Source organism: Pseudomonas sp. JZ114 (assembly GCF_051027705.1).
GTDB lineage: Bacteria > Pseudomonadota > Gammaproteobacteria > Pseudomonadales > Pseudomonadaceae > Chryseomonas > Chryseomonas luteola.
The window spans coordinates 820,444-846,006 of the sequence record NZ_CP069256.1; the positions used below are offsets into that span (position 1 = coordinate 820,444).

The window sequence follows — 25,563 nt, forward strand, 5'->3', positions numbered from 1 at the left end:
AGTGTGAACGTCGAGACGCCCATCGCTGAAGCGCCTGCGCGCAAGAAAGTTGAAATGGGCGTCAAACTGCGTGGTGCAGAAAAGGTTGCCCGCATCCCGGTCAAAATCATCCCGACCGAAGAGCTGCCACGTAAACCTGACTGGATTCGCGTACGAATTCCAGTGACGCCAGAAGTGGAGCGCATCAAGCAGCTGCTTCGCAAGCATAAGCTGCATAGCGTCTGTGAAGAGGCCTCTTGCCCCAACCTGGGTGAATGCTTCTCTGGCGGTACAGCTACATTCATGATCATGGGCGACATCTGTACACGTCGTTGCCCCTTCTGTGACGTGGGGCATGGCCGTCCGAAGCCTCTGGATGTCGATGAGCCACGAAATCTGGCTGTCGCGATTGCCGACCTTCGTCTGAAGTATGTCGTCATTACATCGGTAGATCGTGATGACCTGCGAGACGGCGGCGCTCAGCATTTTGCCGACTGTCTGCGGGAGATCCGCCAGCTGTCTCCCGGCATCCAGCTGGAAACATTGGTACCTGACTACCGTGGCCGTATGGATATCGCGCTGGATATTACCGCTACCGAGCCGCCGGATGTCTTCAACCACAACCTGGAAACGGTGCCGCGCCTGTACAAGTCATCTCGTCCGGGCTCCGATTTCGAGTGGTCGCTGGACCTGCTGCAGAAGTTCAAGCAGCGTGTACCACACGTCCCCACCAAATCAGGCCTGATGCTGGGGCTTGGCGAGACAGACGATGAGGTCATTGAAGTCATGAAGCGCATGCGCGAGCATGACATCGACATGCTGACCCTGGGCCAGTATTTACAGCCTTCTCGTAATCACTTGCCGGTACAGCGCTTTGTTCATCCGGATACCTTCGCCTGGTTTGCCGAGGAAGGCGAAAAGATGGGCTTCAAGAATGTGGCATCCGGCCCGCTGGTTCGCTCCTCCTATCATGCCGACCAGCAAGCTCATGGCAGCAAGATCTCCTGATCGAACGGCAATAAAAAAGGCGCTTTAAGCGCCTTTTTTATTGCCTGTCAGGAACGTAAACGAGCCAGCAGGGATGGGGTAGGGTAGCCGTCTGCTGGCCAGCCAAGTGTCTGCTGGAACGCTCGTATGGCTTTGCGGGTATTGGCACCTATGATGCCGTCAGCAGCACCAGGCGTAAAACCTCGGTCTGCCAGGCGCTGCTGAAGTTCGACTCGCTCGCTGCGGCTGAGTGGAACGTCCTCAAGCGGCCAAGCTGCGCTGACTTTCCCGGCGCCCTTATAGCTATCTGATAGAAGCCCCACGGCTAGCGCATAGGATGATGAGTTGTTATATCGAAGAATGGTCCGGAAATTGTTGAAGACCAAAAAGGCTGGCCCTCGATGTCCCGCTGGAAGCAGTAGAGAAGCCTGCTCCATGGAGTACGCAGGGGAGAGGGGCGTCGTTGCGCCTTGAACACCCATGGCCTGCCAATCTGACAAGGGCTTGCGGATGTCCATGTCTGCTTGAGCATAATCGAAGCCCTGCGGCAGGCGAACTTCAAAACCCCATGGCTTTCCGTCCTGCCAACCGGAGGCTTTCAGATAGTTGGCCGTTGAGGCCAATGCATCAGCATTGGAGCCCCAGATATCCCGACGACCGTCACCATCAAAGTCGACGGCATGTTCATTGTAGGTCGTTGGAATGAACTGCGTTTGACCCATGGCACCAGCCCAGGAGCCAATCATGCGCTCAGGCGTAATATCGCCATTTTGGATGATGGTCAGTGCGGCCAGCAGTTGCGCCTGCGCGAAGGCGGGGCGCCGTCCCTCATAAGCCAGGGTTGCCAAAGAACGAATAACGCTCTTGGTGCCCATGTTGTTGCCATAGTTGCTTTCGATACCCCAGAAGGCCACAAGGCGTTCTGGCTCGATGCCGTAACGTGCCTCGAGTTGCGCCAGAAGGCTCGAATATTGGGTTAGTAGCTTCTGGCCGTTTGCAATGCGCTGCTGGGAAACTGCAGACGACAGGTATTCCCACACAGGACGGGTAAATTCGGGTTGGCTGCGGTCCGCTGTAATCACGGCATCGTCAGGAGTCACGCCTGCGAAAGCCTGATTGAAGGTTGCGGTAGTAATACCGGCCGCTTGAGCGTCCTGCCGGAAGCGGTCTCGCCATTGCTCGAAGCTTTCCTGAGGAGCAGGCTCAGGCGTCGTATTGGCGGAGCGGCTTTGTGAGGCAGAGGTAGGTGCGTTCGTGACGGCTGGCGTGGCCGTTTCGCTCTGCGTCTGTGTTTGTGCACAGGCAGCAATGACCCCTGTGATCAATGTCGCCAGAGTGCCTGCGATAAGGCTGCCGTGTTTCAGCCTGCGTTTTTTCCCGTGTTGCATGAATCTCCACCGGGTGCGTCAACAGACTCGTCACCATAACATGCCTGAATCGAGGCGTCTTCGTTTGGAGAAGGGAGTACGGATGGAATTATGCGGCTACCAATAAAAAAGCCTTCCCATCATCGATTGGGAAGGCTTCACGGCGATAACTGCCTTTGCCTTTTTTGGGCTTTTCCTGTCGACAGCGAAACAGGGGCTGGGCAATAGTGGATTTGGCCTTGTTGGGCCTTCGCTGTTTTTTGGTCATGAGAGTACTCGGTCTGAATGCGCGTTTGCGCGAAGACCGGCATCTTACGATTATCGTGAGAATGTATCCAGAGCGGCAGAAGGCAAGGAGAAGCGTTGACCCGCCAACAGCAAGGTCAACTGGCGCAGGGTTGTCCAGGTATCACCCGGGGCCTGGCCCTTGATCTGCGCATCCACAAGCTGGGCATCCAGCAATAGGCGACTCAGTTTGGCCGTGGAGTGTCGTTGCAGGGCGCGGCTTATAAGTGGACGTCTTTTCTCCCAGACCGGGGGCTTTGCCTGCGCAAACGCGCGGTCAAGTGGTATACCCTGTTCCTGCTGTTGCGCAAGGTTGGCCAGTTGCCGCAGCTCTCGGGCCAGTGCCCACAGGATCACTGGCGGCTCGACACCCTCGCCGCGAAGGCCCTCCAGAATACGTAACGCGTGATTGGCCTCCCCTGCTAGAACCGCATCGATGAGGCCAAAAACGTCGAAGCGGGCACTATCACCAACGCTTGCCTGTACAGTGGCGACATCAATTTGGTTGCCTTCGGCCAAGAGCTTGAGTTTTTCAATTTCCTGGGCGGCTGCAAGCAGGTTGCCTTCTACCCGGACGGCAATCAGTTCGACCGCTTCCTGCGAGGCGGCCAGACCTGCCTGGGAAAGGCGTTGGCGGATCCATTGAGGCAGTTGATGAACATCGATGGGCCAGATCTGAATGAACAGAACGTCAGCATGTTCAATCAGGGCCTTGGCCCATTTGGTCTTTTGGGCGCTGCCATCCAGCTTGGGCAGGCTAATGAGCAGCAATGTATCTTCAGCAGGGCGCGATAGGTAGCGTAGTAGCGCTTCGGCACCTTTGTCACCAGGCTTGCCGTTTGGAATGCGTAATTCGATCAGACGCTTCTGGGCAAACAGAGACAGGCTTGCCCCTGCTTCGTAAAGCAGGCTCCAGTCAAAGTTATTTTCTACGTTGAACACCTGACGTTCATCAAACCCCTGGCTTTTCGCCGAGGCTCGAATGGCATCGGTTGCCTCCTGGCAAAGCAGGGGTTCGTCGCCGCTGACTATATAAATTGGCGCCAGCTGTCCTTGCAGGTGCTTGGCGAGTTGAGCAGGGTTCAGTTTCATAGGATAAAAATACGGGGCCGTAAGGCCCCGTAGTCGTCAGCGGGTGGGTATTTCGATCGGAGATTGTTGTGGCGGCATGTTCTGCTGCGCTGCGCGTGCGGCCTCGGCCTCGGCACGCGCTCGTGCGTCAGCCTCGCTTTGCAACTTGTCGAGCCGCTGGGGCGTAATGGTCTGCAGGCGCGAAGCCAGCTGGCGGACCAGTTCTGCACGCATTTCCCGACGCAGCTGCTGAGCCTGTTGCTCGGAGCCGATGATGTTATTTTCATCCGTCACGTAGTAACGCTGCGTTTCCAGGTCATCATGCAGCAGCACGGCATCGTTGCGGCCACGAATTTCATAGGGCAGCTTGGTCGTCAGCTCGATTTCAGCACTACGTGCGCCCGCGGTATAGCTCGCAGTGCGTTGCGTCTGCTGCTCACCTGCCAGGTACAACGTATAGGTCGCGCCCGGGTTGACGTTTACATGATTGCTTTCAAGCATGGTTCTTACCTGCTTGACCGTTTCACCGTAGCTGTCACGGGCGGAAAGACTCAGCTCACGCAGCGACAGTTCGGTGTCGCCTGTACCTCGCAGCTGAAAACCACAAGCACTTAACAACACGGTCATTCCAATCGCCGCAAGGCAGGGAAAGCTCCGTTTCATCATGATCTTTTTCACTCCGTTCAGCCTCAATTGGCGACGATATTGACCAGCTTGCCAGGAACAACAATTACTTTGCGGATTGTCAGTCCCTCAGTAAAGCGCAGAACATTTTCGTTCGTACGGGCAGCAGCCTCGATGTCTTCACGGCTGGCTTGGGCTGCGACCTCAATGTGGCCACGCAACTTGCCGTTTACCTGAATCACGATCTGCAGGGTGTCCTGTACCAGGGCGCTTTCATCCACGCTTGGCCAGCGGGCATCGATAACGGCATCGGCATGCCCCAACTCATTCCACAATGCATGGCAGATATGGGGCGTAATCGGTGCCAGTAGCAACGCGACGGTTTCCAGACCTTCCTGCATCAACGCGCGGTCCTGCTCGGTGGTCTGCGGCGCTTTTTCCAGCACATTCATCAATGTCATCACAGCTGCAATGGCAGTGTTGAACTTGTGGTTCTGTCCAATATCCTGGCTGGCCTGCTTGATCGCAAGGTGAATGGCGCGACGGACTTCCTTCTGCTCGTTTGTCAGCATTGCCACATCCAGAGCAGAGGTAAGGCCCTGGCTGGTATGTGCCTGGGCGAGACGCCAGACGCGACGCAGGAAGCGGCTACCGCCCTCAACGCCGGAGTCGGACCACTCGAGGCTCATGTCCGGAGGGGAGGCAAACATCATGAACAGTCGGCATGTGTCGGCGCCGTACTGATCGATCATGGCCTGCGGGTCCACTCCGTTGTTCTTTGATTTGGACATCTTTTCAGTGCCGCCGATTTCTACCGGCAGACCGTCTGTCTTCAGCTTGGCACCAATAACCTTGGCCTTGGCGTCACGCTCGACTTCCACGTCAGCCGGGTTGAACCAGTCCTTACCGCCTTTTTCATCCATGCGGTAATAGGTTTCAGCGACTACCATGCCCTGGGTCAGCAGGTTCTTGAACGGCTCATCGGAGGAGAGAAGCCCCTCGTCACGCATCAATTTATGGAAGAAGCGTGCATAGAGCAGGTGAAGAATCGCGTGCTCGATACCGCCAATATATTGGTCGACGGACAGCCAGTAGTTGGCAGCATCCTTATCGACCATACCGCCTTCAAACTTGGGCGATGCGTAGCGGGCGAAGTACCAGGACGACTCGACAAACGTGTCCATGGTGTCGGTTTCGCGCTTGGCAGCGCTGCCGCATTTGGGGCAGGAGCACTCGTAGAACTCCGGCATTTTGGCCAGAGGAGAGCCTGCACCGTCTGGAATCACATCTTCTGGCAGAACGACCGGCAGTTGATCTTCCGGAACGGGAACATCACCACAGCTATTGCAGTGGATGATCGGGATCGGGCAGCCCCAGTAACGCTGACGGCTGATGCCCCAGTCGCGCAGGCGGAATTGAGTGCGCGGCTCGCCCAGACCTTTGGTCTGCAAGGTCGCAGCGATGGCTTCAAACGCCGCATTGAAGTCAAGGCCGTCATATTCGCCGGAGTTGATCAGCGTGCCGTGCTCGCCATAGGCAGCCTGCCAGGGAGCAGGGGTCTCGTCACCAGCGCTGGTACGTACGACCGGCTTGATGGGCAGATTGTATTTGGTCGCGAATTCAAAATCGCGCTCGTCGTGTGCCGGAACGGCCATGACCGCACCTTCGCCGTAATGCATCAGGACGTAGTTGGCGACCCATACCGGCAATTTTTCACCCGTTAACGGATGCTCGACGAACAAGGGCGTCGGCATGCCTTTCTTTTCCTGGGTGGCGATGTCGGCTTCTGCCACGCCGCCGCGCTTGCATTCGTCAATAAACGCCTGCAGCTCGGGATTGTTCTGCGCTGCCTGGGTAGCCAGCGGATGCTCGGCCGCGACAGCGACATAAGTGGCACCCATCAGGGTGTCGGCGCGCGTTGTGAAGACCTTGAGTGCGCCGGCATGACCAATGGAAGTCTGGTCATAGGGAAACTGAACTTCCATGCCGCGGGATTTACCAATCCAGTTGCGCTGCATGGTCTTGACCTGCTCGGGCCAGCCGGGCAGATCATCCAGAGACGCCAACAGTTCTTCCGCATAATCGGTGATGCGGAAGTAGTACATCGGAATCTCACGCTTTTCGATCAGCGCGCCGGAGCGCCAGCCGCGGCCGTCGATGACCTGCTCGTTGGCCAGTACGGTCTGATCGACCGGATCCCAGTTCACGGTGCCGTTCTTGCGGTAGATGATGCCTTTCTCGAACAGGCGGGTGAACAGCCACTGCTCCCAGCGATAGTAGTCGGGCTTGCACGTCGTGACTTCGCGCGACCAGTCGATGGCAAGGCCCAGGCTCTTGAGCTGGTTCTTCATGTATTCGATGTTTTCGTACGTCCACTTGGCAGGGGCGACGTTATTTTTCATCGCGGCGTTTTCCGCCGGCATACCGAAGGCATCCCAACCCATGGGTTGCAGGACATTCTTGCCCTGCATGCGGTGATAGCGGGCAATCACATCACCGATGGTGTAGTTGCGGACGTGCCCCATGTGCAGCTTGCCGCTTGGGTAGGGGAACATGGACAAGCAGTAGTACTTCTCCTTTCCCGGCTGCTCCGTCACAGAGAAGGCATTGTTCTGTTCCCACCAGGATTGGGCGGCGGCTTCTATCTCACGGGGTTGGTAATGTTCGTGCATGGCGTGATCTGCGGCTACGAAAAGCAATTAGATAAGCCGGTAAGCATACATGAACCGTCTCCACGCAAGGAACCTTTAGCCAGAAAGCGTTTTATTTCATAAAAGTGAAATTCGTCATTTTATCGGCTCGCGGTTTCGCCAATCGCGCACTACGCTTGGGTAACAGCAGGATAGGACTTTCCGGAGGCTATCTATGAGTCATGACACAGCGCAGCGCCTGGCGAGACTTCCGCTGGAGCGTTTGCAACGGCGTCTGGAGCGTGCTCTGGACGAGGCTGCCACGGCGGAGCGTTTGCACCGCAGGGCGCAGCAGGAAATAGAAATTTCCGGCCTTCATCAGGAGGATCTGGACATCATCAGGGAGTGGCTGGTCAGAAATGATCAATGGGTTCATGCCTGTCAGGAACTGATTTATCCGAGGCCTTCCCGTCTGGGAAAGTCGTCAGTGGCAGTGCGCTGCCTGCGTTGCGGGCTGCAAGTTAACGCTGGACAACAAATCGAGCGGTGCCCCCTGTGCATGACTCACAAGGTCTGCAGCACGGATACTTGCGCTATCTGACTCCGCTTCGGATGCCTGCACCTCGGTAATCCGCTTCCTACGCGTTATTATCACGTCTCGTTTTTCCAGCTAGACCAGGGATGTGCCTGACGTCATGGATGTCTCGATGTTGATTCGCTACGTTTGCAAGCAGCTATTGATGCCGCCAGGCCTGTTTTTGCTGCTGTTATGGGCCGGTATTGTGCTTCGCAAGCGTTGGCCCCGAATTTCGGTTGCCTGCCTGATCATGGGCGCGGGTGGTTTCTGGCTGATCAGTCTGCCGATTGCGGTTGAATGGGAGGCGCGCCTGATCGAGCGTGATCCGCCTCTGGCTCAGGCTGATTGGTCGTCTCTGGCTCAGCAGGCAGATGCCATTGTTATCCTGGGTGCTTCCCGGGAGCGTAACGATCCGGCGTGGGAAGGCGATGTCTCCAGCGCGATGGGCATTGAGCGTGTTCGCTATGCGGCACGTATCGCCAAGGTCTCTCAGCTGCCGATTCTTATTTCTGGAGGCTCACCTTTGTCTTCGCCTCCCAGCGAAGCGGAATTGATGACCGAGGTCATGGAAAAAGACCTGGGCGTATCGGTGCGGTGGCAGGAGAAAGACAGCCGTACCACGTGGGAAAATGCGACGCTCAGCGCGGCTATTCTCAAACCAGCAGGTGTTAAGCGAATCGTGCTGGTTACCCAGGCGTTTCATATGGCGCGTGCCCGGTGGTGCTTCGAGCGCCAGGGGTTCGAGGTAATCGCTGCGCCAATGGGATTCATGAGCACGCCTAACGGCAAGCCGCTGGGAGGATGGATGCCCGAGGCCAAGGCAATTGCCCAAAGCATGATTCTGTTGAACGAAGCGATAGGGCTCATAGCCTATCCGCTGGCCTACCGTTGAAGTAGGGCAGGCCAGGCAGCTGGCCTGCCACTGTCTGTCCTTAGACAATAGGGCGGGAGCGCTCAAGGCCTCTACGAGCCAGCGCCCAAAGCACCAGCAAGCCACACAGAATGGCCAGCGGCCAGAGGCGCCAGGTCAGGTAGGGTGTAGCTCCCTTCATCGGTACGACCGACCCGTGCAGCGTAGCCAACTGGAATGATGGGATCTGGGTGGTGATGCGGCCAAAGGGGTCAATCAGGGCCGTGACACCATTGTTGGTGCCCCGGATCATCCAGCGACCACTTTCCAATGCACGCATCCGGGCCATTTGCAGATGCTGCTGAGGACCGAATGATTTACCGAACCATGTGTCGTTACTTACCGTCAGCAGAAGATCGCTACGTGTGGCCATGTCTGCCACGAATTCCGGATAGACCACTTCATAGCAGATAAACGGGGCGATCTGGTATCCCTTGGCTGTTAATAACGGCTGCCCTTCTGGGCCCGGGACGAAATCGGACATCGGTAGGTTGAAGAAGGTGATCAGTCCGCGCAGCTGCTCCTGCAAGGGAACATACTCGCCAAACGGCACCAGCTTCTGTTTGTAATACGTGTTTGTATTGTCGCCATTGACCGTTAGCGCGTTATAAAAACGATCCTGGCCCTTGTCGTCACGCTCACGTACCGGAATGCCCGTGATAAGCGTTGCGCCGCGCTGGTTGGCGATAGCCGTAACGTCTTGTAAATAGCCGTCAGCATATTCCTTGAGCACTGGAATGGCATTTTCCGGCCAGACAATCAGGTCGGTCTTGCCTTCCCGAATAGTCATCTGGCGATACAGGGCCAGCGTATCCTGCACATGGCCCGGATCCCACTTGAGTTCCTGGGCAATATTGCCTTGCATGGCAGCTACCTTGAGCGGCTCGCCGGCTGGCTGAGTCCAGACTTGTCCTTTGAAGGCAATGGCGCCGAACCAGGGTGCAATCAGCAGGACGATACCTGCAACCAGGCTGACGGGTCTGCGAATCAGCCAGGGAATATTGACGAGCAGAGCGGCGATCAACGCCACGCTGAATGACAGAAGCCAGACACCTCCTACTGGAGCAAGGCTGGCCAGCGGGCCATCCATCTGGCTGTAGCCTGCAAACAGCCAGGGAAAGCCGGTCAGGAACCAGCTGCGGAACAGTTCCAGGCCAAACCAAAGCGCTGCAAAGGCCAGGGCGTCACTGGCAGGTGCATGATTGCGGCGCAAACAAAGCACCCATAACCAGGCTGGCAGCGCAAAAAACAGGGCAATACCGGCGCAGAACCCAAACGTGAGGCCCGCTGCCAACGGCATGGATGCCGCACCGTAGTCGTGGATGCTGACATATACCCAGCTCGTACCCGCCAGAAAGGCCCCCAGGCCATAGCACCAGCCTCGCAGAAAGGCCCATCCGGCGCGCAATTCGCGCAATGAAAGATAGAAGAGAGCAATCGATACTATTTCCAGCGGCCAGAAGTTGAACGGCGCCAGTGCGAGGGGCGTTAGTGCGCCGGCAACCAGTGCCAGCAAATTGCCTTTCCAGCCGGGAGTAACCATCCAGCGCATCGGAAATCCTTGGTCTATGCAGCGGTGCGCAAGCTTAATGGATGCCAGGTGCTGCTAGCTACTAAGAGAGGTATATACGGGGCTATTCAGCGGCTTGCCTGCTCAGGCGAGCAGACAGGCCGCTGCAGTTTATCGCTCGGTGAGCGGAGTCATGCGCAGCAGATGGATGCGACGACCGTCTGCGTTGAGTACACGAAAGCGGAAGTCGTCGATGACCACTTCCTCGTTTCGGCGAGGAAGATGACCGAAGGCGCTCATGACAAGACCGCCCACTGTATCTACATCCTGATCGGGGTACTCTGTGTCGAAGAAATCATTGATGGCCTGGACAGGTGTCAGCGCCTTGACGATGAAGTCCCCGCTGGGAAGCGGTTTGATGAAGCTCTCTTCCTCGACATCGTGCTCGTCTTCAATGTCACCCACGATCTGCTCAAGCACGTCCTCAATGGTGACAAGACCTGCCACACCACCATACTCATCCACCACAATGGCCATATGGTTGTGCGTGGTACGAAACTCACGCAGAAGCACATTAAGCCGCTTGGATTCTGGAACAAAGGTGGCCGGACGCAGAATAGTCTTAAGATCGAAGGCCTGATCCCCGTGAATGATCAAGGGCAGCAGATCCTTGGCGAGCAGGACGCCAAGGATATCGTCAGGCGTCTCGCCAATGACTGGATACCGGGAGTGAGCGGCCTCGATAACGGCCGGCAGAAACTCCTGGGGCGTCTGGTGGGCCTTAACGCTAATGATCTGTGAGCGCGGCACCATGATGTCGCGTACTTGCAGGTCGGCAACAGAGATAGCGCCCTCGACAATGGATAAGGCTTCACTGTCGAGCACCTTGTTTTCGTGAGCCTCACGGAGCAACTCCAGAAGTTCCTGGCGGCTCTTGGGCTCGTGGGCAAAAGCCTGGACAATCCGTTCCAGCCAGGACCTGTGCCCGTTACTCGATCGATCTTCGTTCATGTTAGTTTTGTTCGTCGCCATATGGGTCGGGATGACCTAGTTCTGCCAGCAATTCTCGTTCCAAGCTTTCCATTTCTTCCGCTTCTTCGTCTTCGATATGGTCATAGCCAAGCAGGTGCAGGCAGCCATGAATAACCATATGAGCCCAATGGGCCTTGAGAAGCTTACCCTGCTCGGCAGCCTCACGCGCGATGACTGGTGCGCAGATGATGACGTCACCCAACAGCGGAATATCCAGCAGCTCGTCGGGTACATCGGCCGGGAAAGTAAGTACGTTGGTGGCATAGTCCTTGTGCCGGTAGGTGCGATTGAGTTCGCGACCTTCCGGCTCATCCACCAGGCGGATGGTCAGTTCTGAATCAGCGGTGCGCTGGCGGAGGGCGACCTCACACCAGCGACGTAACTCAGGTTCCTCAGGTAGATCGGGCGCTTCGCTGGCGATTTGTACATCAAGCTCAATCGTCATTCGTGTTTTCCCGCGACTGACGTTTGTCAGTCTGCTGTTGTTCGAAGCGATCATAAGCTTCGACAATGCGCTGTACCAGAGGATGACGTACCACGTCCTTTGCCAGAAAGTGCGTAAATCCAATGCCCGGCACGTCTTTCAGGACGTTGATGACATGAGCCAGGCCTGAGCGCGTGCCGCGGGGCAGGTCGACCTGGGTGATATCGCCGGTGATGACGGCTGTAGAGCCGAAGCCGATACGTGTCAGGAACATTTTCATCTGCTCAACGGTAGTGTTCTGGCTCTCGTCAAGAATGATGAAGCTGTTGTTGAGTGTTCGACCCCGCATGTAAGCCAGTGGCGCCACTTCGATAACCTGCCGTTCGATCAGTTTGGCTACGGTCTCAAAGCCAAGCATCTCGTACAGGGCGTCATACAAAGGACGCAGATACGGGTCGATCTTCTGAGCCAGATCACCCGGTAGGAAGCCGAGCTTCTCGCCCGCTTCAACCGCGGGGCGAACCAGCAGGATACGGCGGATCTGCTCTCGTTCGAGAGCATCGACGGCACAGGCTACGGCGAGGTAGGTCTTGCCGGTGCCCGCCGGGCCAATGCCGAAGTTGATGTCATGATCGAGGATCGACTTGACATACCGCTGCTGATTGGCGCCGCGAGGACGAATCATGCCTTTACGGGTGCGCAGAGAAATATTCAGATCGCTCTGAGGCTCGGAAAGCCCTTCAAGACCGGATTCCTGCAGAAACAGGTGAACCATGTCAGGCGTCAGGTCATCTTCGGTCTTGGTCTCGCGATACAAACGTCGCAGCAGATTTTCAGCCGACTGGATACGCTCCGGCGGGCCGACCAGTTCGAACTGGTTGCCGCGGTTGCGGATTTCGATATCGAGCCGTTTTTCGATCTGCCGAAGGTTTTCGTCGAGCTGGCCGCAAAGCTTGGCAAAGCGTTGAGCATCAAACGGTTCGAGAGTAAAGCGCCGAGGTTCTTGAGGTGTATTCAAGGAAGGAGTAATCGCCCTATAGCTGATGATGTTTACTTGAAGAGTAATCGGTTGTGCGCACTTGGCAAAGTGCGCACTCTACCAATAGTCAGACAGTGACTATGGCACCGGAAGTTGCATGCGGCTGTGCAATTTCTGCCAGAAGGGTGCCTCGCAGGGAGTGGGGCAGTGCGTCATCAATATGAACCTGGACGAACTGGCCAATCAGCAGGGCATTGCTGGAGCGGAAATTGACGATGCGGTTGTTTTCCGTACGACCCTGGAGCATGCCTGGGTCCTTCTTGGAAAAGTCGCTGACCAGGATGGTCTGGACCGTGCCAATCATGCGACGACTGATCTCGAAGCCCTGCTGGTTGATGCGGGCTTGCAGGATCTGCAGACGCTGTTTCTTGACCTCTTCCGGGGTATCGTCCACCAGATCCGCTGCCGGTGTGCCGGGGCGTGCGCTGTAGACGAAGGAGTAGGAGAAGTCGAAGCCGACGTCCTCGATCAGCTTCATGGTCTGCTCGAAGTCTTTCTCGGTTTCGCCCGGAAAGCCAACAATGAAGTCAGAGCTGATGCAGATATCAGGAACCGCCGCCTTGAGTTTGCGAATACGTGATTTGTACTCGATGGCCATGTGGTTGCGCTTCATGGCTGCCAGGATTCGGTCAGAACCCGACTGCACCGGCAGATGCACGAATTTGGCCAGCTCCGGGATCTCGGCGTGTGCCTGGATCAGGGCGTCGGAAAACTCCAGCGGATGCGAGGTGGTGTAGCGAATCCGGTCGATACCATCAACGGCCGCCACCACGCGCAGCAGCTCGGCAAAGTCGGCGATCCGGCCATCATGGGTCAGGCCGCGATAGCCATTGACGTTCTGTCCGAGCAGAGTGACTTCGCGAACGCCGTTCTCGGCCAGGTGAATCACTTCGGCCAGGACGTCATCAAAGGGTCGACTGACCTCTTCACCACGGGTATAAGGCACAACGCAGAACGTGCAGTACTTGCTGCAGCCTTCCATGATCGAGACGAATGCGCTGGGACCATCGACACGAGGTTCGGGCAGGCGATCGAATTTCTCGATTTCCGGGAATGAAATGTCGACCTGTGGCGCGCGAGTAGCCCGGGCCGCGTCGATCATTTCAGGCAGGCGATGCAGTGTCTGAGGGCCGAACACCACGTCGACGTAGGGCGCACGATCACGAATCGCGGCGCCTTCCTGGCTGGCCACGCAGCCGCCCACGCCGATCACCAGCTCGGGGTTCTGTAACTTCAGTTCGCGCCAGCGGCCCAGTTGTGAAAAGACCTTTTCCTGAGCCTTTTCACGAATGGAGCAGGTATTGAGCAGGATCACATCGGCTTCGGCCGGATTTGCGGTCAGCTCCAGCGCCTGATGCTCACCGAGGAGGTCGACCATGCGGGACGAGTCATACTCGTTCATCTGGCAGCCGTGAGTTTCGATGAAAAGCTTCTTGGTCATGCGCGCTTCGTCGGGGAAAAAATTGAGGACCGCATATTATAAGGATGAGAGTCCTTGCTTCCTAGCACTGATCGTCTCCTCACTGCTATTATCCGTCCCCGTTTTCATTCCTGTTACCCATCATCATGAGCAAACCAGCGATCTATAAGGTGATTTTTCATAACCAGGGACAGGTTTACGAGATGTATGCCAAGCAGATCTATCAAAGTGATCTGTGGGGCTTTCTCGAAGTCGAAGAATTCGTCTTTGGCGAGCGTACGCAAGTCGTCGTAGACCCCAGTGAAGAAAAACTGAAGTCCCAGTTCGAAGGCGTTATCCGCAGCTTCGTTCCCTTGCACTCGGTCATCCGGATCGACGAAGTGGAGCGTCTTGGCCAGGCCAAGATCAGCGAAGCCAAGGGCGGAACGAACGTCATGCCATTTCCGGTACCAATGCCGGAGAAATAATGCCGCAAAACGCAGCCGTCATACCATGCGGCTGCGTCTACCGGTTTGTCAGGGAAGTGGCGCGAAAGGATTTCCGGTGCCTGCCGTCTGCAAATCCTGCAGGTAGTCTCTGAAAATCTGACCCAGCACCTGGGTTGCAATTTCCAGCTCATCCCTTCTCATCTGCTCAGCTACCAGATCCGCGGTGTCCATGGCGTCTTCCGAGCCGTTGATGGCGGCCATCTTGAGTACGATATAGGCCTGCACGGTATTGGCCTGAACACCTTCGCCACGGAAAAACATGGTGCCCAATCGGTACTGCGCATCAGCATGGCCCTTCAGCGAAGCCTGCTCGAACCAGATACGAGCCTGATTCAAATCCTTTGGGGTCTGTTTGCCATCGTAGTAAAAGCTGCCTAGCTCATATTGCGCCTGCGCATCACCGGCGCGGGCAGTCTGCTGGCACTTGGAGAGAGCTTGCGGAAGCTCTTCCGGGGCTGCATTGAGGTTGCAGCGGCTGGTGCTGGGAATGAGCAGGGAATTACCGCCCGCAAAGGCGAGCAGCGGGAACAGGAGCAAGCTGGTAATGATGAAACGGCCGGCGCGGTGCATGGAACGCCTCCAGGATCGAGGCAGGTTTTTCTGGAAACCCGACCGGCGAAACGCGCCGGCTCGCACATTATGAGTGAAGCCGATACCACCTTACAAAAAATTTACGCAGTTACGATGAACTTTTTTTGTAATTGCCTGATATCGGCTGTTTCAAACTGAGAGGCTCATTGCAAACGATGGTTCCGCTCCGTTTGCCTACAAGCGAAACCATCGATAGGCGGTACTCAGTTTTTCAGCGCGGCAAAAGCACGTTCGGCTGCCTTGAACGTGATGTCGAGTTCCGCTTCGCCATGTGCAATGGAGGTGAAGCCGGCTTCGAAAGCGCTGGGTGCGAGATAGACGCCACCTTCCAGCATCAGGTGGAAGAAGCGCTTGAAGCGCTCGACATCGCTGGCCATGACGTCATCGAAGGTCACGATGTCGTCTGCCGTGCTGAAATAAAGGCCGAACATGCCGCCTGCCTGGGTGGTAACGAACGGAACGCCTGCTGCCTGGGCACGTTCGCGCAACCCGATCAGCAGACGGGTTGTCAGGGCGGTCAGCTCGTCGTGGAAGCCGGGACGGCTGATGAGCTTAAGCGTCGTCAGGCCAGCTGCCATGGCGAGTGGGTTACCGGACAGCGTGCCGGCCTGATAGACCGGGCCAAGCGGTGCAATCTTTTCCATGATGGCGCGCTTACCGCCAAAGCACCCGACAGGCATGCCTCCACCCACGATCTTGCCAAACGTGGTGAGGTCCGGTGTGATTTCGTAATGAGCCTGGGCACCACCCAAGGCAACGCGGAAGCCAGTCATGACCTCGTCAAAAATCAGCACCACGCCATGTTCATCGCACAGGGTACGCAAGCCCTGCAGGAAGCCGGGGGCAGGCGGTACGCAGTTCATGTTGCCGGCCACGGGCTCGACAATGATACAGGCGATATCCGCACCTACTTTCTGCAGGGTTTCCTTGACGGCGTCCAGGTCGTTGTAGGGTAGGGTAAGGGTGTGCTGGGCAAACGCAGCGGGTACGCCAGGAGAGCTGGGAACGCCCAAGGTGAGGGCACCAGAGCCCGCTTTTACCAGAAGACTGTCCGAATGGCCGTGATAGCACCCTTCAAACTTGATGATGGTGTCGCGACCGGTATATCCACGTGCCAGGCGAATGGCACTCATGGTGGCTTCGGTGCCTGAGCTGACCATGCGCACCATTTCCATGGAGGGCACCAGCTGGCAGATCAGATTGGCCATTTCGGTTTCCATGGCAGTTGGTGCGCCATAGGACAAACCATGTTCAAGCTGGCGGCGCACAGCATCCAGTACGTCGGGATGACTATGCCCCAGAATCATCGGGCCCCAGGAGCCTACATAGTCAACGTAACGCTTGTCGTCTTCGTCGATGACATAGGCGCCTGCGGCATGCTTGAAGAAAAGGGGCGTGCCGCCCACGCTTTTGAAGGCGCGAACCGGGGAATTGACGCCACCTGGAATATGCTTCTGGGCATCGGCGAACAGTGTTTCGGAGCGTGACATGGCGAATTCTCTACGAAATGGGGTTGAACAGTGCACTGAATGCCCGGGCGCGGCGCTCTACCTCTTCGGCAGAGGGCGCGGAAAACAATGCATGAATGACGGCAATCAGACTGGCTCCACGCTCGATCAGTGAGGGGGCATTGTCGAGGGTAACGCCTCCAATGGCGCACACCGGCACGGTGAAGCGGCGTTGCGCCTCGATCAGCAGTTCAGGCGTGGCCGCCGGTGCGCCGGGTTTTGTGTTTGAGTTGAAGAAGCGACCAAAGGCGATGTAGCTGGCGCCTTCCAGGACAGCGCGTTCCGCCAGGGCCAGCTGGGCATGGCAAGTACCTCCCAGAATTGCCGCCTGACCTAACTGTTGGCGTGCTTCGGCGAGGGATCCATCTTCCTGCCCCAGATGCAGGCCCACACCCAATTGGAGTGCAAGCTCAAGGTCGTCATTGATGATGAGGTCTGCGCCGTGGCGTCTACACAGCTCGGACAGTGCCTGAGCTTCGTCCCGACGGCGGACCTGGTCGCTGGATTTGTCCCGATATTGAATCAAGCGGGCACCGCCCTTCAATGCGGCTTCCACATAGGGGAGAAGCTTGTCGTCGGCCAGGAGCTGGCTGTCAGTAATGGCGTACAGACCACGCAGTGGAGTCATGAGCAGAAGTCCAGTGGCAGGCGACGGGGAATATACTGGCCGCGGCCGGGACGCTCGGCATCACGCAGGGTGCGCCAGGTGTAGTCCAGGGCTGAGCGAACTGCGCTGGGCAGGGCTTCTCCCAAAGCCAGCCGCCCGGCCAGTGCGCTGGCCAGCGTGCAGCCCGAACCGTGATAGCTACCGGGAAGACGCTGGCAGATAAAGGTTTCCTGATGCCCGTCACGGGTGTACAGGCGATTGTGCACTTCCTGCTCGTCACCATGACCGCCTGTGATGAGCAAATGCTCGCAGTAGGGGAGAAGTTTGTCGGCACACGCGTCTGCCGTCCCTTCCGGCAGCTCGGCCAGGATGCGGGCCTCGGGGAGGTTAGGCGTGACAATCGTTGCGCGCGGCAACAGCCGCTCGCGGATGGCATAACCCACCTCATCCTTGCCAAGGGCTCCACCACCACCGGCGCGTAGCACCGGGTCGCACACCAGTGGCAACTGTGGATGATCCGCGAGGATATCCAGTACTGTTTCAACCATTTCGATAGAACCAAGCATGCCCAGCTTGACGGCTGCGACAGGAAGATCCGTCAGCACGGCGTTGGCCTGGGCCATCACCCAGGCACGGTCCAGTACACGAAAGTCGGACACGTTGATCGTATCCTGAACGGTCAGCGCGGTGACGGCGGGTGCCGCATGGCAGCCCTGGGCGATCAGGGCTTCGATGTCTGCCTGCAGACCAGCGCCGCCGCTGGGGTCATGACCGGAAAGGCAAAGGACGACGGGACGAGCGTTGTGTGTATTCATGGCAAAAAGCTTATCACTAAACAGGCTGAACAAAGGCTCCGGTCGGCAGTGTAGCTGCTGGGCCGGCCTGTGATAGAGTGCCGCACCTAACTCAATGCTTGAAGGGATGCGTCGCACGAGAGGGCAGTTTGTGCATGATGCTGCCTGCGGGCTTTTCTGGCGAAGCCTTTTATATGCGCAACTGGTTCTTTTTCATTCTGCTCGCATGGCCCTGGTGGGTACAGGCCGTTGAGTTTGATGAGTCGATCGAACGATTGTCCCTCGGGCAGTCGCTTGAGGTATTCGAGGATGTTCGTGGCACATCGACTATCGAAGACATCACATCACCGGCATTAAGTGGCAGCTTTATCCGGCATGGCGAAGATGTTTTTGGGGCCGGCTATTCACGCTCGGCCTACTGGATTCGCCTGGATCTTGCGTATCGACCCAAGACCGGCATTGGGCCCAAGAGCTGGCTGCTCGAACTCTCCTACCCACCACTCGACCGCTATGATATCTACACACCCGATGCGCAAGGTGTGTACCGATTGGCCCAGCGCATGGGGGATACACTGCCGTTCAGCAGCCGTCTGATTCGGCACAGCAGCTATCTGTATCCGCTGTCGTTTGCACCGGGAGAGACGAAGCGGCTGTATCTGCGGGTTGAAAGTCAGGGGTCCGTTCAGGCCCCGCTGGTGCTCTGGACCACCAGGGCGTTTATCGAGGCCGAGCCGGCACGTGTTTATCTGCTAGGTATCATCTACGGTGTTCTGCTGGTGATGATGCTCTATAACCTGCTTATTTTCCTCAGCGTTCGCGATCCCAGTTACCTGTATCACATCTTTTATGTCGGCTCGTTCGGCTGCTATCTGCTGTCGATCAACGGGACCGGCTCCGAGTACCTGTGGCCGGACAGTCCTCGCTGGGCCAACATCGCAACGCCATTCTTTGTCGGCATGGCAGGTATCTTTGGTAGCCAGTTCACCCGACATTTCCTGCAGACCCGCCAGTACAGTCGTCGAATCGACCTCTGCATGAAGGGCCTGATCCTGCTGGCCTGCCTGTGCGTCCTGACGTCACTGACCTGTGACTACGCGACGGCGATGCGGTTGGCCACGCTCCTGGCACTGATCTTTATCTTTGTCGTGTTCACGGCCGGTATCCGGGCCTGGTTCGACGGTATGCGTACCGCGCGTTACTTCATCATCGCATGGTCGATTTTCCTGCTTGGCGGGCTGGCCAATATTCTGATGGTAGCCGGTCTGTTGCCTTATAACTTCCTCACGGTCTATGCGAGCCAGATTGGCTCGGCGCTTGAGGTAGCCTTGCTTTCGTTGGCTCTGGCTGACCGGATCAATGCCATGCGCGAGGAACGGGCGCGGATTCTCGAAGAGTCTCGCCGTGCACTGGAGCGGTTGAATGAGGAGCTGGCCAACAGTAATCGCTTGAAGGATGAGTTTCTGGCTACCGTGACCCATGAGTTGCGAACGCCCATGAACGGCGTTATCGGCTCGCTGGAACTGATCCAGACGCAGCCCATGACGGTGGAGCTGGAGCAGTACCACCAGTCCGCCAGCGAGTCCGCGCGAGCAATGATGCGCATGGTGGATGACATCCTGACCCTCACCGAGCTGCGTGCCGGCAAGCAGGTAGCTCGGCGGGTGCCGTTCAGTCTGCATGGACTCTTTGACAGTTTACGCACGCGCTATACCTCGAGTGCCGAGGCCAAGCGTCTGGCGTTCCAGGTGGAAATCGACCCAGCATTGCCCGATACCCTGGAAGGTGACGCACCAAAGCTGGCCAGAGCCTTGGGGCATCTGATCGAAAACGCCATTAAGTTCACGCATGAAGGATCGGTAACGGTGCGCGTACAGGCGCATCCGGATGCGCAGGCAGATGCTTATCGCCAGCCGCTGTTGATTGAGGTGGTCGATACGGGGATTGGGTTTACGCCGGAGCAGAGCGAGCAGCTCTATCAGCGCTTCCATCAGCTCGATGGTTCCCTGACGCGCCGCTATGGCGGATTGGGAATTGGCCTGGCCCTGTGTCGCAAGCTGATCCATCTCCTGGGGGGAACGCTCAGCCATTCCTCGCAGGTGGGGACTGGAAGTCGCTTCCGCATGGCTATTACCTTGCCGCTACCGGGGCGTGTGGCGCTGCCGGCACCTGCGCGCCGCGCCTGTGTGCTGACGACACGGCAGCCCGCCAATTGCACGGTTCTGATCGTGGAGAGCAATGCTCATGACGAGATGATCCTGCGTGGCATGCTGCTCCGGCTGGGCTATCAGGTGCGGACTGCCGATTCCGGCTCTCAGGCACTTGAACTCCTGGATCAGGTAACGGTAGATGCCGTCCTGCTCGATTGCCAGATGCCGGTCATGGATGGGTTTGCCATCTGTCGGGCCATTCGGGCATTGCCCGATTGCAAGGAGTTGCCGGTGCTGGCGTTATCATCCCATCCACACCATGGTGATCGGGAGCGTTGCCTGGCGGCCGGGATGAGCGATTACCTGGCCAAGCCGGTCAGGCTGGGTGAACTGCAAACTCTTCTACAGGATTGGCTGCTCTGTCAGGCTCCGGTTCAGACGTCATAGAGGGCTATACTGGGCAGCTACTTATGTTCAGGTATTTCTTTACATGGCGCTTTGGACGTTACTGCGCGATTTTCTCTTTCGCCATCGACTGGCCTATTGCGGGGCAATCACCTGCCTGTTGGGCGTAGGCCTCTTGAATCTGACGCTGCCCTGGTGGGTAGGCAAAACCATTGATGCACTACGGGCCGGTGAGCTCGAGCGAACGGAGCTGCTAGGGCGTGTCGCCCTGCTGGCGGTGGTTGGTCTTGGGCTCTATGTGCTTCGTTATCACTGGCGGGTACGGTTGTTCGGAACCGCGTACAAGGTAGGCGTGGAGCTGCGCGATGCGTTTTACGCCAAGCTTACCCGACTAGATCCCGGCTTTTTTCAGGCGAGTCGTACGGGCGATCTACTGGCACGGGCTACCCAGGATATCGATGCAGTAGAGATGGCTGCCGGTGAGGGCGTGCTGTCCAGTTTTGACGGGGCCATGACCCTGGTGCTTGTACTGGCAGTCATGCTGGTCGGTATCGATGCGCCGTTGGCGCTCATGGCCCTGCTGCCGTTTCCGTTCATGGCCTGGGGGTTCTACCACGTGGCGAAGCGGGTTCAGCAACGCTTCGGGCAGACCTTGCAGCGCTTCTCAGACCTCAATGATCGCACTCAGGAGGCTTTGAGCGGGCTGCGTATGCTGCGACAGAACGCGCTGATCGAAGCGGAGCTGGATGATTTTGACGAGCGCGCCCGTGCGGCGGCCAAGGCTGACTACGCTGTTCAGCGAACCGAAGCCAAGTACGAGCCCATCATCTTCGTAGCGCTAAGCTGCGCCACGCTGCTGACATTGATCGTGGGCACCGGACGCTACATGCAGGGCGCCATTACGCTAGGACAGCTGACCAGCTTCAGCCTTTACCTTGTACAACTGATCTGGCCAATGTTTGCCATTGGCTGGTGCCTCAATATCCTCCAGCGCGGAGAGGCGGGAGGGCGTCGCCTGCGGGAGTTTTTTGCCTCTGTAGAAAGCATCCGAGACGAGGGGACACTGACGCCCGAGCCCGGATCGACGTTGAGCGTGAATATTCCTTCCTTTGTCTATCCTCAAGGCCAGACGCCTGCGTTGCAGGATATTCACTTCGAGCTTCCGGCAGGAAGTACGCTGGGCATTGTGGGCGCCACAGGCAGCGGGAAGAGCACCTTGCTGCGGCTGCTGCTCCGTCAGTACCCTTTGACGGACGGCGAGATTCGCCTGGGCGATCATCCTCTTGAGGCGTATTCACTGGAAGCGTTAAGGGCTCAGTTTGCATACGTTCCCCAGGATCCTTTCCTGTTTGCCCGCAGTCTGGCTGAAAACGTTGCACTTGGACGACCTGAGGCTACACCCGAGCAGATCCGGGGCGCTCTGACCGACGCGGCCTTTGCCACAGACCTCAAGCAGCTTCCCGAAGGGCTTGAAACGCCGGTGGGTGAGCGCGGTGTAACATTGTCTGGAGGTCAGCGACAGCGGGTAGCCCTGGCGCGTGCACTGTTATCCGATGCGCCTATCCTGCTGCTGGATGACACGCTGTCGGCCGTTGATACCGCGACCGAAACACGTCTGCTCGAGACGCTGGCTCGCCTGGGCAATCGGACGCGCATCATTGTGAGCCATCGTCTGTCTGCCGTACGGGAGGCTGATCAGTTGATTGTGTTGGAGGAGGGCCGTATCGCCGAGCGAGGCTCGCATGAACAGTTGCTGGCGCAGGGTGGTGTCTACGCCCGACTCTGGCAGCTGCAACAGGCAGGAGGCGAACATGCCTAAGCATCGTGTTATCAAATTGCTGCTGGGGCCGGTGCTGGCCAATCCGCGCCGGCTGATGGCGGCTGTGGCTATCCTGATTGGGGCAACTGTCATGGACGTGATGGGCCCCTGGCTAACTAAACATTATCTGGATACCTACCTGGTGCCTGGCGATCTGCGGGCTGAGCCCCTGATCGTACTGTTCCTGATCTATGTAGTAACTCAGGCGCTCGCCGCACTCGGGCGTTACCTGCAAAGCCTGCGGTTTGCTGGCATCGCCATGGATACGGTACTGCTGTTGCGTCGGCGGCTGTTCCGCCATGTTCTGCACTTGCCGCAGAGCTTTCATGACCGTACGGCAACCGGGGAGCTGGTCGCGCGGGTAACCAATGACACAGATGCCCTGCGTGAACTCTATGTCGCGTTTTTGGGCACTATTGTTGGCAATATTGTGCTACTGATCGGCATTCTGGTGGCCATGGCACTGATGAATGTCCATCTCATGATGATCGCCATGCTGCTTATCCCGGCGGCCGCCTTTATCGTCTGGCTGTATCAGCGCTTGAGCGGGCCGGCTGCCATGCGGGTGAGGGCGCTGCGCTCCGAGCAGAGCGCGCGTCTCAATGAGGCGATTGGCGGAATGGCTATTATCCAGGCCTTCAACCAGACCGCGCCGTTCCGCAAGCACTTCCATGATCTCAACCAGCAACAGTACGAGGCACGAATCAGTACGGTACGTTTCTCGGGCCTGCTCTTGCGTTCGGCGCTCGATCTGGTGAGCGTGATTGTACTGGCGGTATTGCTCCTGACCTATGGTCTGAATCACCTGGGTGGAGGAGCCGAGATCGGGGTGATGTACGCCTTTGTGACTTACCTGGGGCGAGTGACGGAGCCACTGATGGAAATCACTCAGCGGTTCAATCTCTATCAGCAGGCGAGCGTTGCCGGTACGCGACTGCTTAATCTGCTCGATCAGGCCCAGGCACTACAGGGTACCGATAGCCGGTCGGTGGACAAGGCCTGCTTTGAGCTCAAACAGGTTCGCTTCCGCCATGAAGGTGCGGATCACGACACGTTGAGCGATATCAATCTGGAGATTGCCCCTGGCACGTTCCTGGCGATCGTCGGGCCGACCGGCAGCGGGAAATCGACCCTGCTTGACCTTCTGGCCGGCTTGCAGCCGGTAACGGGTGGCCAACTCCTACTGGATGGCCGTGAGCTATCAAAACTGACGCCTGAGGCATTGGGAGCCGCCATTGCTACCGTACCGCAGGAGCCATTCATTCGTTCCAGCACCCTGCGCGATAACCTGCTGCTGGGCAGTGAGGCAGAGCCGTGGCGTCTTCAGGAGGCGCTTGATGATGCTCACCTGTCTCCCCTGATTGCACGGTTGCCCGAGGGGCTGGAAACCCGGCTGGGTGAACGTGGCTTTACGCTTTCCACGGGTGAGCGGCAATTGCTGGCGCTGGCGCGAGCCCTGCTGCGCCAGCCCAAGGTGTTGCTGCTGGATGAGGCGACGGCCAGTATCGACAGTGAAACCGAAACGCTCTTGCAGGAAGCGCTGCATGACTTGCGCGGCAAGGTGACGATGATTGTAGTGGCGCACCGGCTGTCGACGATCCGTGATGCCGATCGCATCATTGTGCTGCGGCAAGGACGGCTGGTGGAGGAGGGGAATCACGCACAACTCTTGGCCAACCCCGAAGGGCATTATCATCACCTGTGGAATCAGCGCAGGGATTCTGAGCAATTGTCAGATAACCGTGATCCAACTCAGCTACTCTCTGACTAAATGCTGGCAAAGGGGCTGTCTGGCCTGCTGATGAGTCGACGCAGGAGCCAGATTGCCTCGTTCATTCTTGAGTAAGGAAATCGTGCATGCCTCAGACGTTCGAAGATGGTTTTGTTGCAGCCCATTCGGCTAGCGAGGCGGTGGATCGGCTGGCTGCGCTGCATCAGCAGGCAACCCAGGCCTTGAGCAGTGCGCTCAAGCGCTACCTCAAGGATCGTATCGAGCCGACTGAGGCCGAGCGACAGCTGTTCCGGTATCCCGAGATCCGTCTGTGCTACCGCTCCTCCCAGGCGGTGCCGACTACCACGCGGGCCTATGCCAAGGTGCAGCTTCCGGGTACTTACCGGGCCACCGTTACGCACCCGGCTGCCTTTCGCAAATACCTGCTTGAACAGCTCGAACCGCTCATGGCGGAATACGACATTCTGGTCGAGGTGGGGCCGAGCGAGCAGGATATCCCCTATCCCTATGTGGTGGAGCAGGGGGATGAACTGGCCGGGTCGGGCGTGACGGCCGCCGAGCTGGCGCGCGTCTTTCCCAGTACCGACCTGTCCGCCGCCCACGACGATATCGCCGATGGCCTGTATGACTGGGCGCAGGAGACCATTCTTCCCCTATCGCTGTTCGATGCCGCCCGGACGGACTTTTCCCTGCGTCGTATCGTGCACTATACCGGCAGTGACTGGCGCCATGTGCAGCCCTGGATTCTCCTGACCAATTACCACCGCTATGTCGATCAATTCATTCGTCATGGCTTACAGCAGCTGCGGGACGATCCTCGGTTCGTGCGTATGGTGCTGCCGGGTAATGTCACCATCGAGCGCGGCCTGGATGATGGCGAGGCCCAGTCCATCATTGGCGGTATCGCCTGGCATCGCTTTCAGATGCCGGCCTATCACCTGATCGCCGCGGATGGTCATGGCGTTACCCTCGTAAACATCGGGGTGGGGCCATCCAATGCCAAGAACATTACGGATCATCTGGCCGTCTTACGCCCGCACTGCTGGCTGATGATCGGCCACTGTGGCGGGCTGCGGCAGTCACAGAACATCGGCGATTACGTACTCGCGCATGCCTATATGCGTCGTGACGGCATTCTGGACCGTGTATTGCCGCCTCACATACCAATCCCGGCCCTGGCCGAAGTGCAGGTGGCCCTGGCAGAAGCGGCAGCTCAGGTGACGGGCGACCGTGGCGAGGCGCTCAAGCGCCGGCTGCGAACCGGCACAGTGCTGACCTATGACGACCGTAACTGGGAGCTGAGATGGGCGCAGGAGCGGCCTGTCATCAATCTGGCCCGCGCCATTGCGGTGGATATGGAGAGCGGCACTATTGCGGCTCAAGGGTATCGACTGCGCGTCCCGTACGGCACTTTGCTGTGTGTGTCAGACAAACCCCTGCACAGCGAGATCAAGCTGCCGGGCTCGGCCAATGCGTTCTACGAGCGAGCCGTCAGTCAGCACCTGGCAATCGGTATCGCGGCATTGGACCTGCTCCGGGCGCAGCTGGATTCGCTGCACTCGCGCAAGCTGCGCAGCTTTGACGAACCGCCTTTCCGTTGATACCTGAAAACAAAAA

General features: G+C 57.8%; 22 protein-coding genes. 8 read left to right on the top strand and 14 right to left on the bottom strand.

All coding sequences use genetic code 11. The features are described from left to right. Positions 1 to 54 precede the first annotated feature (54 nt). Positions 55 to 987 carry a lipoyl synthase gene (lipA, locus tag JQR90_RS03875; RefSeq protein ID WP_085985617.1) on the top strand — a complete coding sequence of 311 codons (933 nt, stop codon included), beginning with the start codon at positions 55 to 57 and terminating at the stop codon, positions 985 to 987. A gap of 47 nt (positions 988 to 1,034) precedes the next feature. On the opposite strand, the gene JQR90_RS03880 is transcribed toward lipA, so the two are convergent. The 5 genes from JQR90_RS03880 to leuS form a co-directional block, all read right to left on the bottom strand. After that, entirely contained in the window at positions 1,035 to 2,354 is a 1,320-nt protein-coding gene (locus JQR90_RS03880) for a lytic murein transglycosylase (protein WP_010797103.1), read from the bottom strand. 88 nt (positions 2,355 to 2,442) lie between these two features. Continuing rightward, positions 2,443 to 2,601, bottom strand: a complete 159-nt coding sequence (arfA, locus tag JQR90_RS03885; RefSeq protein ID WP_010797104.1) for an alternative ribosome rescue factor ArfA — start codon at positions 2,599 to 2,601, stop codon at positions 2,443 to 2,445. 50 nt (positions 2,602 to 2,651) lie between these two features. Next, positions 2,652 to 3,710, bottom strand: coding sequence for a DNA polymerase III subunit delta (gene holA / locus JQR90_RS03890; protein WP_010797105.1), 1,059 nt, complete (start codon positions 3,708 to 3,710; stop codon positions 2,652 to 2,654). Positions 3,711 to 3,746: 36 nt separating this feature from the next. Beyond that, positions 3,747 to 4,355, bottom strand: coding sequence for an LPS assembly lipoprotein LptE (gene lptE, locus JQR90_RS03895; protein ID WP_010797106.1), 609 nt, complete (start codon positions 4,353 to 4,355; stop codon positions 3,747 to 3,749). 23 nt (positions 4,356 to 4,378) lie between these two features. Beyond that, a complete protein-coding gene (leuS, locus tag JQR90_RS03900) occupies positions 4,379 to 6,985 on the bottom strand; it encodes a leucine--tRNA ligase (RefSeq protein WP_010797107.1) in 2,607 nt (868 codons plus the stop codon). Positions 6,986 to 7,178: 193 nt separating this feature from the next. Here leuS and JQR90_RS03905 point away from each other — a divergent pair, with 193 nt between their 5' ends. Together JQR90_RS03905 and JQR90_RS03910 are read left to right on the top strand one after the other, a co-directional pair. Then, a complete protein-coding gene (locus JQR90_RS03905) occupies positions 7,179 to 7,544 on the top strand; it encodes a hypothetical protein (RefSeq protein ID WP_073449560.1) in 366 nt (121 codons plus the stop codon). 106 nt (positions 7,545 to 7,650) lie between these two features. Beyond that, positions 7,651 to 8,412, top strand: a complete 762-nt coding sequence (locus JQR90_RS03910) for a YdcF family protein (protein WP_010797109.1) — start codon at positions 7,651 to 7,653, stop codon at positions 8,410 to 8,412. A 40-nt stretch (positions 8,413 to 8,452) separates the two neighbouring features. On the opposite strand, the gene lnt is transcribed toward JQR90_RS03910, so the two are convergent. The 5 genes from lnt to miaB all read right to left on the bottom strand — a co-directional run bounded on the left by lnt (position 8,453) and on the right by miaB (position 13,876). Further along, on the bottom strand, positions 8,453 to 9,982 hold the full coding sequence (gene lnt, locus JQR90_RS03915) for an apolipoprotein N-acyltransferase (RefSeq protein ID WP_434140500.1): 1,530 nt from the start codon (positions 9,980 to 9,982) through the stop codon (positions 8,453 to 8,455). 129 nt (positions 9,983 to 10,111) lie between these two features. After that, on the bottom strand, positions 10,112 to 10,951 hold the full coding sequence (locus tag JQR90_RS03920) for an HlyC/CorC family transporter (protein WP_019364055.1): 840 nt from the start codon (positions 10,949 to 10,951) through the stop codon (positions 10,112 to 10,114). Between the two features lies 1 nt (position 10,952). Next, positions 10,953 to 11,417, bottom strand: coding sequence for an rRNA maturation RNase YbeY (gene ybeY, locus JQR90_RS03925; RefSeq protein ID WP_019364056.1), 465 nt, complete (start codon positions 11,415 to 11,417; stop codon positions 10,953 to 10,955). After that, positions 11,407 to 12,414, bottom strand: coding sequence for a PhoH family protein (locus tag JQR90_RS03930; RefSeq protein WP_010797113.1), 1,008 nt, complete (start codon positions 12,412 to 12,414; stop codon positions 11,407 to 11,409). The genes ybeY and JQR90_RS03930 overlap by 11 nt, the downstream gene beginning before the upstream one ends. Positions 12,415 to 12,502: 88 nt before the next feature. Beyond that, positions 12,503 to 13,876, bottom strand: coding sequence for a tRNA (N6-isopentenyl adenosine(37)-C2)-methylthiotransferase MiaB (miaB, locus tag JQR90_RS03935; protein WP_073449558.1), 1,374 nt, complete (start codon positions 13,874 to 13,876; stop codon positions 12,503 to 12,505). A gap of 125 nt (positions 13,877 to 14,001) precedes the next feature. Between miaB and JQR90_RS03940 the strand changes: the two genes are divergently transcribed. Beyond that, the gene (locus tag JQR90_RS03940) at positions 14,002 to 14,322 is read left to right on the top strand and encodes a DUF1820 family protein (RefSeq protein WP_010797115.1); all 321 of its coding nucleotides are present in this window, start codon (positions 14,002 to 14,004) and stop codon (positions 14,320 to 14,322) included. A gap of 48 nt (positions 14,323 to 14,370) precedes the next feature. Here the strand turns inward: JQR90_RS03940 and JQR90_RS03945 are convergent, their stop codons facing one another. From JQR90_RS03945 to JQR90_RS03960, 4 genes are all read right to left on the bottom strand, one after another. After that, complete coding sequence (locus JQR90_RS03945) at positions 14,371 to 14,913, bottom strand: tetratricopeptide repeat protein (RefSeq protein ID WP_010797116.1); 543 nt, start codon at positions 14,911 to 14,913, stop codon at positions 14,371 to 14,373. Between the two features lie 224 nt (positions 14,914 to 15,137). Beyond that, positions 15,138 to 16,424 carry a glutamate-1-semialdehyde 2,1-aminomutase gene (gene hemL / locus JQR90_RS03950; protein WP_010797117.1) on the bottom strand — a complete coding sequence of 429 codons (1,287 nt, stop codon included), beginning with the start codon at positions 16,422 to 16,424 and terminating at the stop codon, positions 15,138 to 15,140. A gap of 10 nt (positions 16,425 to 16,434) precedes the next feature. After that, positions 16,435 to 17,070: a thiamine phosphate synthase gene (gene thiE, locus JQR90_RS03955; RefSeq protein ID WP_010797118.1), complete on the bottom strand. Its 636-nt coding sequence runs from the start codon at positions 17,068 to 17,070 to the stop codon at positions 16,435 to 16,437. After that, positions 17,067 to 17,864 (bottom strand): hydroxymethylpyrimidine/phosphomethylpyrimidine kinase, encoded by a 798-nt coding sequence (locus tag JQR90_RS03960; RefSeq protein ID WP_026003714.1) that lies wholly within the window; start codon positions 17,862 to 17,864, stop codon positions 17,067 to 17,069. The genes thiE and JQR90_RS03960 overlap by 4 nt, the downstream gene beginning before the upstream one ends. Positions 17,865 to 18,037: 173 nt before the next feature. Between JQR90_RS03960 and JQR90_RS03965 the strand changes: the two genes are divergently transcribed. From JQR90_RS03965 to amn, 4 genes are all read left to right on the top strand, one after another. Beyond that, the gene (locus JQR90_RS03965; RefSeq protein ID WP_037030756.1) at positions 18,038 to 20,437 is read left to right on the top strand and encodes a hybrid sensor histidine kinase/response regulator; all 2,400 of its coding nucleotides are present in this window, start codon (positions 18,038 to 18,040) and stop codon (positions 20,435 to 20,437) included. A 43-nt stretch (positions 20,438 to 20,480) separates the two neighbouring features. Next, positions 20,481 to 22,214 carry an ABC transporter ATP-binding protein gene (locus JQR90_RS03970; RefSeq protein WP_010797121.1) on the top strand — a complete coding sequence of 578 codons (1,734 nt, stop codon included), beginning with the start codon at positions 20,481 to 20,483 and terminating at the stop codon, positions 22,212 to 22,214. After that, positions 22,207 to 23,985: an ABC transporter ATP-binding protein gene (locus JQR90_RS03975; RefSeq protein WP_010797122.1), complete on the top strand. Its 1,779-nt coding sequence runs from the start codon at positions 22,207 to 22,209 to the stop codon at positions 23,983 to 23,985. The genes JQR90_RS03970 and JQR90_RS03975 overlap by 8 nt, the downstream gene beginning before the upstream one ends. Before the next feature lie 86 nt (positions 23,986 to 24,071). Continuing rightward, entirely contained in the window at positions 24,072 to 25,547 is a 1,476-nt protein-coding gene (gene amn, locus JQR90_RS03980) for an AMP nucleosidase (protein ID WP_010797123.1), read from the top strand. The last annotated feature ends 16 nt before the right edge of the window (positions 25,548 to 25,563 follow it).